The organism is Streptomyces sp. NPDC051578, assembly GCF_044454045.1.
GTDB lineage: Bacteria > Actinomycetota > Actinomycetes > Streptomycetales > Streptomycetaceae > Streptomyces.
This window is the reverse complement of the sequence record NZ_JBITDH010000001.1, coordinates 1,499,894-1,517,057: the sequence shown is the minus strand read 5'-3', so window position 1 is coordinate 1,517,057 and position 17,164 is coordinate 1,499,894. Positions and strand designations below refer to the sequence as shown.

At 73.5% G+C, this 17,164-nt stretch carries 14 protein-coding genes and 2 pseudogenes; 9 read left to right on the top strand and 7 right to left on the bottom strand.

All coding sequences use genetic code 11. The annotated features are described in order from the left end of the window. Positions 1–170 precede the first annotated feature (170 nt). The gene (locus ACIA6C_RS06745) at positions 171–1,580 is read left to right on the top strand and encodes an FtsW/RodA/SpoVE family cell cycle protein (RefSeq protein WP_399273377.1); all 1,410 of its coding nucleotides are present in this window, start codon (positions 171–173) and stop codon (positions 1,578–1,580) included. Continuing rightward, positions 1,577–3,046, top strand: coding sequence for a penicillin-binding transpeptidase domain-containing protein (locus ACIA6C_RS06740; RefSeq protein ID WP_399273375.1), 1,470 nt, complete (start codon positions 1,577–1,579; stop codon positions 3,044–3,046). Before ACIA6C_RS06745 ends, ACIA6C_RS06740 begins: the two co-directional genes overlap by 4 nt. Before the next feature lie 12 nt (positions 3,047–3,058). Here the strand turns inward: ACIA6C_RS06740 and ACIA6C_RS06735 are convergent, their stop codons facing one another. Next, a complete protein-coding gene (locus tag ACIA6C_RS06735) occupies positions 3,059–4,240 on the bottom strand; it encodes a ferritin-like domain-containing protein (protein WP_399273373.1) in 1,182 nt (393 codons plus the stop codon). A gap of 178 nt (positions 4,241–4,418) precedes the next feature. Here ACIA6C_RS06735 and ACIA6C_RS06730 point away from each other — a divergent pair, with 178 nt between their 5' ends. Genes ACIA6C_RS06730 through ACIA6C_RS06720 form a run of 3 tightly spaced genes read left to right on the top strand, consistent with a single transcriptional unit; the run spans position 4,419 to position 6,377 of the window. After that, a complete protein-coding gene (locus ACIA6C_RS06730; RefSeq protein ID WP_330261690.1) occupies positions 4,419–5,348 on the top strand; it encodes a diiron oxygenase in 930 nt (309 codons plus the stop codon). A 29-nt stretch (positions 5,349–5,377) separates the two neighbouring features. After that, a complete protein-coding gene (locus ACIA6C_RS06725; protein WP_399273370.1) occupies positions 5,378–6,094 on the top strand; it encodes a TetR/AcrR family transcriptional regulator in 717 nt (238 codons plus the stop codon). A 10-nt stretch (positions 6,095–6,104) separates the two neighbouring features. Beyond that, on the top strand, positions 6,105–6,377 hold the full coding sequence (locus ACIA6C_RS06720; protein ID WP_361128699.1) for a hypothetical protein: 273 nt from the start codon (positions 6,105–6,107) through the stop codon (positions 6,375–6,377). Between the two features lie 397 nt (positions 6,378–6,774). Here ACIA6C_RS06720 and ACIA6C_RS06715 read toward each other — a convergent pair. The 3 genes and pseudogenes from ACIA6C_RS06715 to ACIA6C_RS06705 form a co-directional block, all read right to left on the bottom strand. Then, a pseudogene (locus tag ACIA6C_RS06715) lies at positions 6,775–8,017 on the bottom strand (histidine kinase dimerization/phospho-acceptor domain-containing protein). Next, positions 8,014–8,703 (bottom strand): hypothetical protein, encoded by a 690-nt coding sequence (locus ACIA6C_RS06710; protein WP_399273368.1) that lies wholly within the window; start codon positions 8,701–8,703, stop codon positions 8,014–8,016. Before ACIA6C_RS06710 ends, ACIA6C_RS06715 begins: the two are co-directional and overlap by 4 nt. Positions 8,704–8,847: 144 nt before the next feature. Further along, positions 8,848–9,429 carry a hypothetical protein gene (locus tag ACIA6C_RS06705; protein ID WP_399273366.1) on the bottom strand — a complete coding sequence of 194 codons (582 nt, stop codon included), beginning with the start codon at positions 9,427–9,429 and terminating at the stop codon, positions 8,848–8,850. 250 nt (positions 9,430–9,679) lie between these two features. Between ACIA6C_RS06705 and ACIA6C_RS06700 the strand changes: the two genes are divergently transcribed. Further along, positions 9,680–10,477 (top strand): nuclease-related domain-containing protein, encoded by a 798-nt coding sequence (locus ACIA6C_RS06700; protein WP_399273364.1) that lies wholly within the window; start codon positions 9,680–9,682, stop codon positions 10,475–10,477. Between the two features lie 45 nt (positions 10,478–10,522). On the opposite strand, the gene ACIA6C_RS06695 is transcribed toward ACIA6C_RS06700, so the two are convergent. Then, entirely contained in the window at positions 10,523–11,584 is a 1,062-nt protein-coding gene (locus ACIA6C_RS06695) for a Ku protein (protein WP_399273362.1), read from the bottom strand. A gap of 31 nt (positions 11,585–11,615) precedes the next feature. On the opposite strand from ACIA6C_RS06695, the gene ligD reads away from it, so the two are divergent. Further along, positions 11,616–12,500: a non-homologous end-joining DNA ligase gene (gene ligD / locus ACIA6C_RS06690; RefSeq protein ID WP_399273360.1), complete on the top strand. Its 885-nt coding sequence runs from the start codon at positions 11,616–11,618 to the stop codon at positions 12,498–12,500. A gap of 5 nt (positions 12,501–12,505) precedes the next feature. Beyond that, positions 12,506–13,417 carry an ATP-dependent DNA ligase gene (locus ACIA6C_RS06685; RefSeq protein WP_399274507.1) on the top strand — a complete coding sequence of 304 codons (912 nt, stop codon included), beginning with the start codon at positions 12,506–12,508 and terminating at the stop codon, positions 13,415–13,417. A gap of 52 nt (positions 13,418–13,469) precedes the next feature. Here the strand turns inward: ACIA6C_RS06685 and ACIA6C_RS06680 are convergent, their stop codons facing one another. Both ACIA6C_RS06680 and ACIA6C_RS06675 read right to left on the bottom strand, forming a co-directional pair. After that, the gene (locus tag ACIA6C_RS06680; protein ID WP_361128677.1) at positions 13,470–13,910 is read right to left on the bottom strand and encodes a DUF6479 family protein; all 441 of its coding nucleotides are present in this window, start codon (positions 13,908–13,910) and stop codon (positions 13,470–13,472) included. Positions 13,911–14,009: 99 nt separating this feature from the next. Further along, complete coding sequence (locus ACIA6C_RS06675; protein ID WP_399273358.1) at positions 14,010–14,993, bottom strand: XdhC family protein; 984 nt, start codon at positions 14,991–14,993, stop codon at positions 14,010–14,012. 296 nt (positions 14,994–15,289) lie between these two features. On the opposite strand from ACIA6C_RS06675, the pseudogene ACIA6C_RS06670 reads away from it, so the two are divergent. After that, positions 15,290–15,918 (top strand): annotated as a pseudogene (locus tag ACIA6C_RS06670) (phosphoribosyltransferase); the annotation flags it as partial. Between the last annotated feature and the right edge of the window lie 1,246 nt (positions 15,919–17,164).

Below are 17,164 nucleotides of genomic sequence, written 5' to 3'. Positions count from 1 at the left end.
CCGGAGGCGGCGGGGTGAGGCTGCGTCACCTGTTCGGAGGCGCGCGGCGGGGGGCTCGGCCACTGCCGCCGCGGCTCGCGATCGCCTCGGGTTCCGACCGTTTGTGGCGACTCTTCGGCGCACTGTGACATAAGCGGACATAGCGTTCCCGTGCTTGCTACGTTCCCCCTATGACCGCTCTGACGGCGAAGGTGACGGAGCCCTCCCCGCCCCCGCCTCCCGACGCCCGCACCCCCGCGGGCCGTGGCGTCGAGCTGACCCTGCTGACCGGGGCGGTCCTGATCTCCGTACTCGGTCACCTCTACGTGGGCTTCGCCGCCACCGGCCGCTTCCCCGACGCCGTCACCCGCCACACCGTCGGGTTCGCCGCCGCCGCGCTGATCGCACACCTCGCCGTACGGCTGCGCGCCCCGTACGCGGACCCGCTCGTGCTGCCCATCGCCGTCCTGCTCAACGGGCTCGGCCTCGTCCTGATCGAGCGGCTCGACCTCACCACCGCCGGCCACCACACCGCCGACGAGCAGTTGCGTTGGTCCGGCATCGGCCTGGCCCTGTTCGTGCTGGTCGTCGTGACACTGCGGGACCACCGCGTCCTCCAGCGGTACGCGTACCTCTGCGTCACCGCCGCGCTCGCGCTGATGCTCGTCCCGGTCTTCTTCCCGGCCGTCAACGGCGCCCACATCTGGATCCGGTTCGCCGGGTACTCCTTCCAGCCGGGGGAGTTCGCCAAGATCCTGCTCGCCGTCTTCTTCGCCTCCTACCTCGCCGCGAACCGCACCGCCCTCGCCCTGACCGGGCGCCGGCTGCTGTGGAAACTGCGCCTGCTGCCCGGCCGGGTCCTCGGTCCGATCCTCACGATCTGGCTGCTCAGCGTCGGCGTACTGGTGCTGGAACGGGACCTCGGCACGTCCCTGCTCTTCTTCGGCCTGTTCGTGATCATGCTGTTCACCGCCACCGGGCGGATCGGCTGGATCGCCATCGGGCTGCTGCTCGCGGCCCTCGGGGCGTACGCCGTAGGGACGTTCGAGCCGCACGTGCACACCCGGGTGGAGGACTGGCTGAATCCTTTCGCCTCCATCGCGCGGGGCGACGGACCCGGCCAGCTCGCCCAGTCCCTCTTCGCCTTCGGCGCCGGCGGCCTCCTCGGCGCCGGCCTCGGCCACGGCCAGTCCTTCCTCATCGGCTTCGCCGCCAAGTCCGACTTCATCCTGGCCACCGCCGGCGAGGAACTCGGGCTCGTCGGCCTCAGCGCGATCCTGCTGCTCTACGGGCTCCTCGTGGACCGGGGGTTCCGTGCCGGACTCGCGCTGCGCGACCCCTTCGGGCGGCTCCTCGCCACCGGGCTCGCCTCGATCCTCGCCCTCCAGGTGTTCGTCATCGCCGGCGGTGTCACCGGACTGATCCCGCTCACCGGCATGGCCATGCCGTTCCTGGCGCAGGGCGGCTCGTCCGTCGTCACCAACTGGATCATCGTCGCCCTGCTGATCAGGCTCGGGGACAGCGCCCGCAGGCCGCTGCCGGCACCACTTCCGGCTCCGTCGCCGTCGCCCTTCGCGGCCGGAGGGGCGGGCCACGCGTGATCCGCTACATCCGCTGGTGCGCGTACTTCTGCGCGGCCCTGCTCGTCGCCCTGCTGGTCAACATGGGCCGCGTGCAGGTCTGGGAGGCCTCCGCCTACGGCGCGAACCCGGCCAACAAGCGCACCGCCGTCGAGCGGTACGCGAAGCCGCGCGGGGACATCCTGGTCGACGGCCGGCCCGTCACCGGCTCCCGCGACAGCGGTCAACTGCTGCGCTACGAGCGCACCTACGGCAACGGCCCGCTCTACGCGCCCGTCACCGGGTTCTCCTCGCAGACGTACGGGACCAGCTTCGTCGAGCGCGCCGAGGACACGGTCCTCGCCGGCACCGACCCGGGCCTGTCCGCCTTCCCGCTCTGGTACGACCTCGCGCGCGGCCACCCGCCCGGCGGGAACGCGGTGACCACGATCCGGGCCGCGATGCAGCAGGCCGCGTACACGGGGCTGGCGGGCAGGCGGGGCGCGGTCGTCGCCCTGGAGCCGGCCACCGGCCGGATCCTGACCCTGGTCAGCAGCCCCTCCTACGACCCGGCGGCGCTCTCGGGGACGGGCGCGCGGGTCAAGGAGGCGTGGACGCGGCTCAACGCGGACCCCGCGAGGCCGATGCTCAACCGGGCGCTGCGCGAGACGTACCCGCCCGGCTCCACCTTCAAGATCGTGACGGCGGCGGCCGCGCTCGACGCCGGGGTGGTCGAGGACGTGGACGCCCCGACCCGCACCCCCGACCCGTACCCGCTGCCCGGGACCAGCACCCTGCTGCCGAACGAGGCCACCGGCTGCGAGGACGCCTCGATGGCGGAGGCGGTGCAGTGGTCCTGCAACACGGTGATGGCCAAGATCGGCGTACAGGTGGGCCTGCGCGGCATGGTCGACGCGGCGCGGCGCTTCGGCTTCAACGACGACGGGCTGCGCGTGCCGTCGTGGGTGACGCCGTCGGCTTTCGACACCGACATGAGTCCGGACCAACTGGCGCTGTCCTCGATCGGGCAGTTCAACACCAAGGCGACCCCGCTCCAGATGGCGATGGTGGCGTCGGCGGTCGCGGGCGGCGGGGAGCTGAGGCGCCCGTACCTGGTGGAGCGCACGACCCGGGACGACGGCAGCCAGGTGCGCCGCGGCGAACCGCACACCATGGGCCGGGCCATGAGCCCGGCGACGGCGCTGCGCATGCAGGAGCTGATGGTCAAGGTGGTGGAGAACGGCACGGGACGCAACGCCGCCATCCCGGGCGCGGTGGTCGGCGGCAAGACCGGTACCGCGCAGCACGGTGTCGGCAACGCGGGCACGCCCTACGCCTGGTTCATCGCCTGGGCCAGGGCGCAGGGCGCGCCGCTGCCGGCGGTCGCGGTCGCGGTGGTCGTCGAGGACGCGGCGGCGGACCGCGGCGGGATCAGCGGCAGCAGCGCGGCGGCCCCGATCGCCCGGGCGGTGATGGCCGCGGCGCTGGCGGCGAAGCCCACGCCGTGACGGCGGCGCTGCTCACGCGTCCGGGTCGGTGCTCTGCTCCGTCCCGGTGACGGTGGATGCGCTCTCCGCCCTCCCGGTGACGGTGGCTGCGACCTGCGCCCCCTCGGCGATCGTGGCCCGGACCTCCGCCACCCGGTCGCGTTCCTCGGCTGCGAACCGCTCGCGGTCCATCGCCTCGGCGATCTCCTCGTCCTCGCTCATCAGCAGATCGAGGTTGGAGTCGCCCATCTCGAAGACGCCCATCTCCAGGTAGGCCCGTTGCAACCGGTCGCCCCACAGCCCGATGTCCTTCACGCAGGGCACGATCCGGCTGAACAGCAGCCTGCGGAACAGGTGCAGGAACTCCGACTGCTCGCTGAACTCCTCCGCCTCCTTCCTCGGGATGCCGAAGTTCTCCAGCACCTCCACCCCGCGCAGCCGGTCCCGCATCAGGTGGCAGCCCTCGATCACGAACTCCTCGCGCTCGCGCAACTCGGCGTCGGTGAGCTGCTTGTAGTAGTCCCGCAGCGCCATCCGCCCGAACGCCACATGCCGGGCCTCGTCCTGCATCACGTACGCGAGGATCTGCTTGGGCAGCGGCTTGTCCGTCGTGTCGCGGATCATCCCGAACGCCGCCAGCGCCAGTCCCTCGATCAGCACCTGCATGCCCAGGTACGGCATGTCCCAGCGGGAGTCGCGCAGGGTGTCGCCGAGCAGCCCCTGGAGGCTGTCGTTGATCGGGTAGAGCATCCCGACCTTCTCGTGGAGGAAGCGCCCGAACACCTCCGCGTGCCGGGCCTCGTCCATGGTCTGGGTGGCCGAGTAGAACTTCGCGTCCAGGTCGGGTACGGATTCCACGATGCGCGCCGCGCACACCATCGCCCCCTGCTCCCCGTGCAGGAACTGGCTGAAATTCCATGCCGCGTAGTGGCGGCGCAGCTCGCCCTTGTCCTCGTCGGTGAGTTTGGCCCAGTAGGGGGTGCCGTAGAGCGTGAGCGCCTCGTCGGGGGTGCCGAGCGGGTCGTACGGGTCCACTTCGAGGTCCCAGGCGATGCGCTTGGCGCCGTCCCACTGCTTGTCCTTGCCCTTCTGGTACAGGGCGAGCAGCCGCTCCCGGCCGCCGTCGTACTCCCAGCTGAAGCGCGCGGCGCCGGAGGCCGGAACCTGCCAGACGCCCTCGCCCGGGTCCTTGGTGTAGAGCTCGTGCGTCGACACTGACGCCCCCTTGCCTCGTGTACTCGCGTACCGGACCGGCCAGTTGGCCACCGCCGCAGCGTCACACGTTGGTAGACGCGGGGTCAACAAGTCGCGCCGGAGGGATTGACGGTCTTGCTGACAAGCAGTCTCATAAGCAGTGACCGCCGGTAACTCCACGAGCGAGGTGTCCGAAGCCATGACGACCGTGACCGATCGAGCAGCGCCGAGGGACGCCCTCGGCCTCCTCAAGGACCGCGAGGAAACGGCCGCGCGACTGCTCGAATCGTCGGCCAAGCACTCCTTCGACCCCGACAGGGAACTCGACTGGGACGCCCCGCCGATCGACGGCAAGTACTACTGGCCGCCCGAGCTGCTCTCGCTCTACGACACCCCGCTGTGGAAGAAGATGGGCGAGGAGCAGCGCATCGACCTGTCCCGCCACGAGGCGGCCGCGCTCGGCTCCCTCGGCATCTGGTTCGAGATCATCCTGATGCAGCTGCTCGTCCGGCACATCTACGACAAGTCGCTGGTCAGCGATCACGTCCGCTACGCACTCACCGAGATAGCCGACGAATGCCGGCACTCCATGATGTTCGCCCGCATGATCCGCAAGGCGGACACCCCCGCCTACCCGGTCTCGCGCACCCACCACAACCTCGCCCGCGTCCTCAAGACGGTCTCCACCACCCCCGGTTCCTTCGCCTGCACCCTGCTCGGCGAGGAGATCCTCGACTGGATGCAGCGCCTGACCTTCCCCGACGAGCGCATCCAGCCGCTGGTGCGCGGAGTCACCCGCATCCACGTCATCGAGGAGGCCCGGCACGTCCGCTACGCCCGCGAGGAACTGCGCCGCCAGATGCTGACGGCCCCGCGCTGGGAGCAGGAACTCACCCGGATCAGCTGCGGCGAGGCCGCCCGGGTCTTCTCGCTGGCCTTCGTCAACCCCCAGGTCTACGAGAACATCGGCCTGGACCGGCGCGAAGCCGTCGCCCAGGTCAAGGCGAGCGGACACCGGCGCGAGGTCATGCAGACCGGAGCCAAGCGGCTGACGGACTTCCTCGACGACATCGGCGTGCTGCGCGGCGTCGGCCGCAGGCTGTGGCGCAGCTCGGGACTCCTCGCCTGACCGGCCTGCCACGGGGTTACCCTGCGGGCATGACGACCGTACGGGCGTACCGCAGGCTGAGCGTCGAGGAGCGGCGGGCCCAACTCCTCGACGCGGCCCTGTCGCTGTTCGCGCACCGGGCGCCGGAGGAGGTCTCGCTCGACGACGTCGCCGAAGCCGCCGGCGTCTCGCGCCCGCTGGTCTACCGCTACTTCCCGGGCGGCAAGCAGCAGCTCTACGAGGCCGCGCTGCGCTCGGCGGCGGAGCTGCTGGAGCAGTGCTTCGCCCAGCCGCAGGCCGGCCCGCTGACCCAGCGGCTGTCCCGGGCCCTGGACCGCTACCTGGCCTTCGTCGACGAACACGACACCGGATTCGCGGCGCTGCTCCAGGGCGGCAGCGTCGTGGAGACCTCCCGCACGACGGCGACGGTGGACGGCATCCGCCGGGCCGCGGCGCAGCAGATCCTCGTCCACCTGGCCGTCCCCGACCCCGGCCCGCGCCTGCGGATGATGGTCCGCACCTGGATCACGGCCGTGGAAGGGGCCTCGCTCATCTGGATCGACGAGGGCAAACAGCCGGACGTGGCCTCGCTGCGGGACTGGCTGGTGGACCAGTTCGTCGCCCTCCTCACCGCCACCGCGGCCACCGACCCCGAGACGGCGGCGGCGGCGCGGGCGGCCCTGGCCCTGGAATCGACGGACGGCCCCGTCGGGGTACTGGCCCGGCGGGTGGTGCCGTTGGTCTCCGGGGCGGCCCACCTGCTGTGACACTGGAGGGGTGAGAAGCCAATCCACGCCGTTCGAGGGCGGCCCCATGGACGGCCGGTCCCTGCCGGTCCTCCTGGGCCCGACCGGCCACCCGCCGAAGTGGTACGAGATCCCGGTCCCGAACGCGGACGGCACCGCCCCGACGGTCCTGCTGTACGAGCGCGTCCCGGCCGGCCAGACCAAACGCCTGGGCCTCCTCAAGGGCTGGAAGTACACGTTCCGCCCCGACGGAGTACGCCCCCGCCCCCGCTGGCCCTGGCGCCGCCCCCGGCCCGGCGCCTGACGGAACCCACAGGGTAGGGCTTCGGGGGCGCCCGGCCGGGGTGCCGAGGGCCGCCGACTCCGCCCGGCCGGGGTGCGTGGCGGTCGGTGCGCGGCGGTCGGTGCGCAAAGGCCGTCCCCGTACCCGGGCGGGGGAGCCCGGGCCCCGCACGAGGCATCCACCCGGGCCGCAGCCCGGCCCCGCACGAGGCATCCACCCGGGCCGCAGCCCGGCCCCGCACGAGGCATCCACCCGGGCCGCAGCCCGGCCCCGCACGAGGCATCCACCGGGCCCGCCCCGGCCACCCGTCCCCGCACCGCAGCGGCGCCTCCCGGCGGTAGCGCGGGAGTTCGGGGCACCCCGCGCGGCCGGGAGCGCCGCGCGGGCGGCGCCGCACCCGCCAACCGCGCGGCCGGGGCTACGGCAGTGTCACCACCGCCTCCGCCCCGCCCCCCCTCGGCCTGCCGGAACTCCAGCCGCGCCCCGATCACCCCGGCCTGCCCGACGGCGATCGTCAGCCCCAGCCCGTGCCCCTTCCCGGAGCCGGCCCCCGCGCCGCTGCGAAACCGCTGAGGCCCCTGCGCCACCAGGTACTCCGGAAACCCGTCCCCGTGGTCCCGCACCGTCACCACCGGCCCGTCCACCGTCAGGACGACCGGCTCCCGCCCGTGCCCGTGGGCGTTCGCCACCAGGTTCCCCAGCACCCGCTCCAGCCGCCGCCGGTCCGTCTCCACCATCGCGTCCCGCACCACGACCACCTCCGTCGGCGTGCCCGACGCCCGCACCACCCGCCGCGCGAGCCGCGCCAGCTGGTGCAGGTCCGTCTCCACCACCTCACGCCCCGAGTCCAGCCGCGAGATCTCCAGCAGGTCCTCCGTCAGCCCGCGCATCGTCCGCACCCGCTCCCGCACCAGCTCCGTCGCCCGCCCCTCCGGCAGGAGCTCCGACGCCGCCTGCAACCCGGTCAGCGGCGTCCGCAGCTCGTGCGCGACGTCCGCGGTGAACCGCTGCTCGCGCTCCAGCTTCCCCTGGAGGGTGGCCGCCATCGTGTCGAGCGCGGCCGCCACCGTCGCCACCTCGTCCTGGTGCCGCGAGGAGCTCCTCGTCCGCGGATCGTCCACCCGGGCGTCGAGGTCGCCCTGCGAGATCCGCCGCGCGACCGCCGCCGTCTGCTGGAGCCGCCGGGTCACCCGCGTCACCGCGAACGCGCCCAGCAGCAGAGTGCCGCCGATCGCCAGCACCGAGGAGCCGATGATCGCGTGGTCCAGCCCGCTGATCGTGCGCGCCGCCTGGCTGTAGTCCACGGCCGTGGCCAGCGCCCGGCCGTCCGCGGGTGCCGCCGCCCACATGACCTGCCGTCCCCGGTACTCGGCCACGACCGTGCCCCGCCGTCCCCCCACGGCCAGCTTCCGCAGGGACACGGGCAGGCCCGCCGGATCGAGCGAGGAGCGCGGCGGCAGCGCCTCGCCCGCCTCGTACGCCCGCGTCGCGTCGCCCAGCTTCTCCAGCGCCCGGTCGCGCGCGTTGTCGACCGTCTGCCGGGTGACCTCCACGTGCACGAGCGCGCCCAGCGCGGCCGCCAGCGCACAGCACATGACCACGATGAAGCACGCCGACTTCCAGGTGAGCGTGGCGGTCCACGCGGGCAGCCGGGCCCTCATGACGTCCGCGGGCGCGTCGGCACCCGTACGATCTGTTCGCGCGTCGCCATCATGCTCCGCTGCTTCTCGTCCCACGACCAAGTGGTGATCAGCTCGTATCCGGGGTGCCCGCTCGGCGCGTGCAGGACCACGTTCTGGCCGGCCAGCTCGACGCGGATGAGGGTCTCGGTGGTCGCCATGACCCGGTTGAGCCGTCCGTCGGGGTCGGCCGTGTAGACGCGTACGGACATCGTGCTGCCCGGCAGTTCGATCCCGACGACGACCTCGTCCTTCCCGTTGGCCGTGAGGTCCCGGTAGTACGGGGTGAGCACCGGGCACTTCTCCGAGGCCTCCGTCCCGCACGCCCGGATCGCGTCGGCGGTCTCCTCCGGCATCCCGTCCGCGCCCGTGACGGCGCCCCGGTGGGCGCGCAGCTCCGCCTGCACCAGGGCCACCGCGTCCACCTCGTGCACGTTCTGGTCGTGCACGAGCGGCAGTCCCTGTACGTACACCGGCGGCACGCCCCCCGGCGGGGCGGGCGGCACCTCGGCGCCCTTGCGCCACGGCCACAGCTCCTCGGGTCCCCGCGCCGTCGGGGCCGTCCCGGCGGAGGCCAGCCCGCCCGGGTCGCCGCACGCCGACGCCAGCGGCAGCAGGCAGGCCACGAGGAAGAGCCCGGCGCCCGCGCGGAAGGGAAGGGTGCGCACAGCGGCGGGCCTCCTCTTCTCGGTGCCGGGACGACGGTCGGTTCCAGCCAACCTTAGGCCGACCCGGCCGCGCTCCGCCCGCACAGGTGCGCGACGCCCGGACGGCGGGGGAGCGACGCCCCCGCTCGGCGACGGCCGTACGGGTCAGCGGTCGGTGCGCCCCCGGCGCAGCATCGCGAAGCCCAGACCGGCGGCGCCGACGGCCGCGATACCGCCGCCCGCGGCGAGCAGCAGCGCGCCGTTGCCCGGTCCGTCGGGCACGGCGTACGAGCGCAGCGCCTCGACGGCAGCGCCCCGCGGAGCGGCGGCCGCCGGGACCGGCCGGCTGCGGGTCGCGGTCTTGTGCCCGTCACCGGCCAGCGCGTGCCCCTGCGGCCCGGGGGCGATGGCGCCGACCCAGGACGAGAGCCGGCCGTCGGCCTGCAGCGCCAGGTGCAGCCCCTGCGCCTCGCCGACGGCGGGGGCGCCGGGGCGGCTCGTCAGCGACGCCACGCGGGAGCCGTCGCGCACCACGTCGGCCTCGTACGTGTTCCCGGCGAGCCGGTACACCCGGGCGGTGGAGCGGCCGTCGGCCAGGGCGAGGCTGCCGACCGGCGTCCGCGCCCCGACCGAGGCGGCCGGCGCCCCTTCGGCGAGCGCGGCGGCGGTGGGCACGGCCAGCAGGGCGCCGGCGCACGCGGTCACGGCGGTGGCGCGGACGAGGGTACGGCGGCTGACGCTGGTCACGGAACTCCTTCTGCGGGTCGGGCTCGGCCTGGGCGTCCCAACGTAGGGTCGCGCCGTTGCAGTAGCGCGATGACTTTGTAACGGTCACCCGACGGCGCCCCGTCGGAGCCGTTACGCCTCGCGTCATACATGGGCGTCGGACACGGGCGTCACACCTCGGCGGCGCACACCGGCGCCCCGCATCGCGCCGCGTACGGGGGATTGCCGGGCGGCGCACCGCCTGCTCCCATGGACGCCGGGGGTGAGGGAGATGCGCGGACTGGACGTGCTGCCGAGCGGCCGGGCCGGCCGGGGCAGGCTGTTCGTCAACCTGCCGGACGGCCGGGCGGTGGCCTGGTACGACCGGCGGACCAACCGGGTCAGCCTGCTGGAGGCGGACCGGCGGGAGGCGGTGCTGGAGGCCCTGCGCCCCTACCTGAGCGGCGAGGTGGCCGTCGGGCCGCCGCCCGTGCCCACGGCCGCCGAACGGCTCCGGCTGGCCCTTCCCCCCGACCGGGACCTGGCCCCGAACCGCCCGGGTGAGCCGCTGCTCGGGGAGCTGGCGTACGGCTCGCCGGGCACCAGGGCCCGTCACCGGCTGCGCCGGGAGGCCGGGGCCCGGGAGCTGATGGGGGCGGAGCTCGACGCCCTCGAAGCGCTGGACTGGCGGGTCCTGCACGCCGTGCCGCTGCCGGGCGGCGGCCTGATCGACCACGTGCTGATCGGCCCCGCCGGGGTGTTCTGCGTCGCGACGGTGCCGGGCCGGCGCCAGCGCGTCCGGGCGGGCGATCTGCTGCTCACGGTGGGCCGGGCCGACCCCCGCCCCGACGTGCGCCGCGTCCGCCGGGCGGCGGCCCACGCCGTGCGCGCCCTGCGGTCTGCGGTCACGCCGGTCGTGGCCGTGGTCGATGCCGCCACCGTCGAGGTGGCCCCGACCCTGCGCGACGTCCGCGTCCTGCAACCCGCCTCGGCGGCGCCCTACTTCACGACCGCCACCGCCACCCTCAAACCGCCGGACGCCGACGCCCTCTTCTCCCTGGCCCGCGACACCAGAACCTGGCTCCCGTGACCGCGCCGCCGGGGCCACGGCCCCCGCCCCGCCACGCCCCGGCCGTCAGGCCGAGCGGCGTTTGCGGGGCGGCGTCGCCTTCTTGGTGGACGCCGTCTTCTTCGCGGACGCCGAAGTGGACTTGGTGCCGCCCGACTTGGCCGACGCGGAGCCCGTCTTCCTGGTCGCCGCCGATGTGGACTTCCGCCCCGACGCCGTCTTCTTCGCCGCCGCCGAGCCCGACGCCGTGGACTTCTTCCCGCCCACCGCCTTCGGCGCGGCCGCAGACTTCCGCCGGATCGGCGTCACGTCCGCCTCTGCCTCAGCGGCGGCGGCCGCGCCGCCCTCCCCCCGCGAGGCCTTCGCCGCCTGCACGCTCCGCTCCAGCGCCGCCATCAGGTCGATCACCTGGCCGCCGGCCGGTTCCGTCACGGCCTCCGCCGGCTCGTACGCCCCGCCCGCCTTCGCCGCGATCATCTCCTCCAGGGCCTCGCGGTAGTCGTCGTGCAGCGAGGAGATGTCCACCTCCCCGAGCGTCGCCATCAGCGCGTCCGCCAGGTCCAGTTCGGCGTCCCGCACCGTCACCGAGGTCTCCGGCGCCACTCCCTCGGGCCTGCGGATCTCGTCCGGCCACAGCAGTCCGTGCATCGCGATGACGTCGTCGACGACCCGCAGCATCCCGAGCCGCTCCCGCCCCCGCAGGGCGAACTTGGCGATCGCCACCTTCCGGCTTCGCTTGAGCGCCTCCCGAAGCAGCGTGTACGGCTTGGCCGCCGTCGCCCCGTTCGCCGCGAGGTAGTACGCCGCGTCCATCTGGAGCGGATCGATCTCGTCGGCCGGTACGAACGACACGATCTCGATCGTCTTCGCCGTGGCGATCGGCAGCTGCCCCAGGTCCTCGTCCGTGATCGGGATGATCGAGCCGTCCGCCTCCTCGTACCCCTTGCCGATCTCGGCCTGCGACACCTCCTCGCCGTCCAGCTCGCACACCTTGCGGTACCGCACGCGCCCGCCGTCGGTCACGTGGATCTGGCGGAACGAGATCGAGTGGCTCTCGGTGGCGTTCACGAGCTTGATCGGGATGCTGACCAAGCCGAAGGAAATCGCCCCATTCCAGATGGATCGCACAGTTCCTCCCGTTTCATGGCAATCTCATCGTATGACGCCGATCACCGTGGTGGAGGGGCGGCGCATCGCTCTCAGCAACCTGCACAAGGTCCTCTATCCGGAGACCGGCTTCACCAAGGGCGAGGTGCTGCACTACTACGCCACCGTCGCGGAACCCCTGCTGGCCCACGTCCACAACCGGCCGGTGTCGTTCCTGCGCTATCCCGACGGCCCCGACGGGCAGCTCTTCTTCACCAAGAACCCGCCGCCCGGTACCCCCGACTGGGTGAGGACCAGTCCCGTGCCGCGCTCGGAGGACCCTTCCGCCGAACAGGTGCTCATCGCCGACCTGCCCACCCTCATGTGGGCCGCCAACCTCGTCGTGGAGTTCCACGTCCACCAGTGGACCGCGGGCAGCCCGGCCGTCGCCGACCGGCTCATCCTGGACCTGGACCCCGGAGCGCCCGCCACCGTCGTGGAGTGCTGCGCCGCCGCCCTCTGGCTGCGCGACCGGCTCGCCGCCGACGGCCTGCACGCCTACCCCAAGACCTCCGGCGCCAAAGGCCTCCACCTCTCCGCGCCCCTGGAGCCGACACCCTCCGCGAAGGTGTCCGCGTACGCCAAGAAGCTCGCCCAGGAAGCCGAACGGGAACTCCCGGAACTCGTCGTGCACCGCATGACCAAGGCGCTGCGGCCCGGCAAGGTGTTCGTCGACCACAGCCAGAACGCCGCCGCCAAGACCACCGCCGCGCCCTACACGTTGCGCGCCCGAGCCCGCCCGACCGTCTCCGCGCCCCTGTCGTGGGCGGAGGTGGAGGCCTGCTCCCGCCCCTCCCAGCTGGTGTTCCTCGCCGACGACATCGCGCCCCGGCTCGCCCGCGACGGCGACCTCTTCGCCCCGCTCACCGACCCCGCGCAGGCCGGGGCGCTGCCGTGAGCCGCATCCGGGTCGCGCTCGCCGCCACCGTACGGACCCTCCCCCTGGCGGCGGGTCTGGCGTACGAGCCGAAGTTCGACGGCCACCGCCTGGTCATCCTGCGCACCGCGGACGCCGTGGTGCTCCAGGCCCGCTCCGGCCGGATCGTGACCAGCGCCTTCCCCGACCTGGCCCTGGCCGCGCAGCGGTTGCCCGCCGGGACCGTCCTGGACGGGGAGGTCGTGGTCTGGCACGAGGGCCGGACCGACTTCGCCCTCGTGCAGCGGCGCGCGGCGGCGACGGCCGCCCGTGCGCCGCTGCTCGCCCAGAGCCTGCCGGCCTCGTACGCCGCGTTCGACGTACTGGAGCTGGCCGGGGTCGACGTACGCGGCCGCCCGTACGAACGGCGCCGGGCCCTGCTCGTGGACCTGCTGGTCCCGCTCGGGCCGCCGCTCCAGCCGGTGCCGATGACGACCGACCCGGAACTCGCCGCGACCTGGTTCGAGACGCTGCCCGCCAGCGGTATCGAGGGCCTGGTCGTCAAACGGCTGGACCAGGCCTACCCGGCGGGCCGGCGGGCCTGGCAGAAGCTGCGCCACACCGACGTCCGGGACGCGGCGGTGATCGGCTACACCGGTACGTCGCGCCGGCCGGCGGCGCTGGTGCTGCTGGTGCCGGGCGACGACGAGGCCCCGCTGGTGTCGAGCCCGCTCTCGGCGCCGCTGCGCAGGGAACTGGCCGAGGCCCTGGCCGCCCGTACGGACGACGCCCCGACGCCGTCGAGCCCGGCCTGGACGGCGCCGAGCCCGACCGTCACGGCGGTCGGGCTCGGGGAAGTGGCCTACCGGCCGCTCGACCCGCCCCTCTCGGCGGAGGTCCGGCACACCTCGCTGCGGCACCCGCCGCCCGAGGTGCTGCGGCTGCGCACGGACCTGTGAGGGGCCCGTCGGGAGCGGTCCGCCGGGAGTGGTCCGCCGAGGAGTGGTCCGTCTAGGAGTGGTCCGTCCCCCCGTGCGGCGGGGCCACCGGCGGCTCCGGCGGGGTCGGCGGGGCGGGCGGCGGTGGCTCGGTCACCTCGGAGGAGGGGCGCTGGCCGGCGTGCGGGTGGGAGCGCTGGTACCCGGATTCCCGGGCCGCGCGGACATCGTCCGGGTGGGCGGAGGTGGTGGAGCCGAAGTTGCCGAAGCCCTGCATCTCGTGCGGGCGCAGACCTCCCTCGGGGAACTCCACGGGGTCCCGCTCCTCGCGCACCTCGTACACCGCGCCGCCCTCCGGCAGGTGCGGATGGCTCTCGGGAGTGGGCGGCGGCGGCTCCTTGGCGCGCACCCGCTGGCCCAGCTTGAAGGCGGCGAGGAGGAACGCGACGATGACAAACCCGACGAAGACGAACCAAACGGAATTCGGCGCGTCTTCCAACGCGATGGTGTTCATACGTACTATTTTCCCGCATTCAGTACGTAATCACCCGATGTGTTCGCCCAACGCGGGGACAGAGCGCCGCGCGGCCCGGCCCACCGGCCGGCCCCTGCGCTACCCGCGCAGCGGCCTGTCCGAGTCCCGCAGCCCCCCGCCGTCCCGCCCGCCGAGCACCCCCAGGATCTCCGCGCAGATGGCCAGCGCCGTCTCCTGCGGGGTCCGCGCGCCGAGGTCGAGGCCGATCGGGCCGTGCACCCGGGCCAGCTCGGCCTCCGTCACCCCGGCCGCCAGCAGCCCCTCGCGCCGCCGGGCGGTGGTGCGGCGGGAGCCGAGCGCGCCGACGTACGGGATGCCCAGCGCGAGCGCCGTCCGCAGGGCCGGAACGTCGAACTCCGGCTCATGGCTGAGCAGCACCAGGCAGGCGGCGTCCCGGTGGGCGCTCAGCACCTTCTCCGCCTCGGCGGCCGACCCGACCGTCACCGCGCCCCACTCCAGCAGTCCGGCCTGCCGCGCGATGATCTCCGCGAGCTCACCACTCCCGCCGATCACCACCTGCGGCGCGGACGGGTACGCCTCCACGAGCACCAGCCCCGAGCCCCCGTACAGGGCGTCCCGCCCCGGCCGCCGCGTGCGCAACAGCTCACCGGCCCGCCGCGCCGCGTCGTCGGCCGGGGTGTCGACGGCCCGTACGACCTCGCTCGCGGCCCGGTCCGCGGCCTCGTTCAGCCGGGTCACCAGAGCCGCCCCCTGCCCGGCGTCCAGCAGCTCCCACCACTCGGCCGGGATCCGCGCCAGGGGCTGGAGCAGCACCTCCGCCCGGCCGCCGCAGGTCAGCTTCGCCTCCACCGCCTCCGCGCCCCCGACGGAGACCTCGCACACCCGCGCGGTGTCCCCGGGCCCCATCGCACCTGCCTCCGCGACGAGTTCGGCGTCGAACACCCCCTGGTACAGGGATCCGACGCATTCCCCCCGGGCGTCCACGAGCACCGCCCCGGCCGGGTCCCTCGGCCCGAACCCCTGCTCGGTGACGGGCCGCGCCAGGTACCCGTTCCGGCCCTCGGCCAGCCACCGCCGCGCCGTACCCACCAGCTCACGCATAGCGTCCGCCCCATCCTCGTCGTCAGAGCCCGCCACCGGCGAGCGCCTGGTCGGGCGGCGCCGGACGGCCTTGTCGGCCAACCTACGCACACCGCTCACGGCTACCCCATCCCCCGAAACCACAGACCCGGCACCACCTCCTTCGTACGAGTCGGGCGTCTCGTCCGCAGGGCCGCGTGTCGTCGTCTCGTTGTCTCGCTCTCGCTGTCTTTTGTTTCGTTCGTACGGTCGCGGGTGGTCCGTAGGGTCCGCGCGTCCGAGTTGCGCCCCGGCGCCCGGGGGCGTTGGTTCGAAGAGTGCTGTTCAACGACCGTGACGACGCCGGCCGCCGCCTGGCCGCGGTCCTGCGCCCCTACGGAGCCCGGCACCCGGTGGTGCTCGGGCTGCCCCGCGGCGGAGTGCCGGTGGCGTTCCAGGTGGCCCGGGAGCTCGACGCCCCCCTCGATGTGATCGTCGTACGGAAGCTGGGCGTCCCGGGCCACCGCGAGCTGGCGTTCGGCGCCCTCGGCGAAGGCGGCGTACGCGTGATCAACGAGGACATCGTCCGCCGCGCCCGGCTCCGCCCCGAGGACATGGCGGAAGTCGAACGGGCGGAGCAGGCCTCACTCGCCGTCCAGGCCCACCGCTTCCGCGAGGGCCGCCCCCGCCTGCCCGTCGCCGGCCGCACGGCGATCGTCGTGGACGACGGCATCGCCACCGGCGCGACCGCGGCCGCGCCTGCGAAGTCGTCCGCGCCCAGGGCGCGACCCGCGTCGTCATGGCCACCCCGGTGGCCCCTCCGGACGCAGCCGCCCGCCTCGCCGCCTCGGCGGACGAACTCGTCTGCCTCTCCACACCGCCGGCCTTCTCCTCCGTGGGCGAGTGGTACCGCGACTTCTCCCAGACCCCGGACGCCCAGGTCGTCACCCTCCTCAGCCCCGGGGCCCGGCAAGACCCGGGCTGACCGCGTGGACGCGCGCACGGCCCTGGCGCACTGGCTCGCCACGCTCGACAGGGAGCGGCTGACCGCCCTGCAGGAGGAGCGGGACCTCCCGCCCGCCCCGCGCCCCGCCCTCGCGGAGCACCTGCTCGCCGACGCCTCCGTCAGCCGCGCCCTCCTGGCGCGCACCGCCGGAAAACTGGACCGCCGCTTTACGGCGCCGGCGGGCTCAAGCGGATCGCCGACGGCCTCTTCGGGCCGGGCCGCCGCAGCTGCGCACCCGCTGCGACAAGATGCAGGCCGCTCAATTACTCGCGCGGTTTCGTCCGTTGGGACGTCGCGGCGGGCCCTGGAGCCGCAAGAAGGGGCGTCGTCTGGCGGCGTTCGACCTCGCTGAACGCCGGGGTTCCCGTCGGCGCATATGAAGATCCAGAGGGGACTTGACCGGCCGGGTGATGAGCCGGCCGACCTGTGATCCGAAAGGAGGCGGCCTGGCAGACTGGGGCTCTGGCATCCAGGTGACGGCTTCGCGCGGCGGACATCGGCCGGCGAGGAAGATCGCAAATGCTTGTGATGTGATGCCCTCAGAACCTCCGGAAGACGACACCGATCGAAGTCACCTGGTGCGGCTGTATCGGTGGGCTGCCGTTCACTTCAAGAAGCTGCTCGGCGTAATCGCCGTGGCAGTGGTCGGCGTGGTGGTTCAGCAAGTTGCCGTGAGGTGCTCCGCCGAGCCGCCCCCTTTGGGCCCCACCAGCGTCCATTACGTGCACCTTGTCACGGACACGGGTGACTTGATTCCCCCCTTCGCGGAGACTCGCCGTCTCACCGGAGGCAATTGCTGGACCAGGGCAAATGGAACCAACGACCCGAGTGCTTGGCGCTGCATCACTCCGGACTCACTCATTCGCGACCCCTGCTGGTTCATGCCCTGGTCGGCACCGAATAGCGAAGATGCGGCATGCATTGACTCGCCCTGGGACAACTCCGTCATCGTCCTGGCGGCCCCGAAACGGGCAAATGTGGCCGATCTTGGCACGCCGCGTTCACGCGAGAGACTTGACCCCTGGGCGCTGGAACTTCGACACCCCATGAAGCGTGATCAAGCGCTGCAGTGCGTATGGCAACAGGGGAACGGGGTCCAAGAAATCCATCAGATGCGTCAAAACTGGGCGTGTTACAGAAAGGGGCACGCAGGGAAGGAGGAGAGCCTTGTCGGATACGCCTGGGGAGATGTTGAAATTTCGCATCC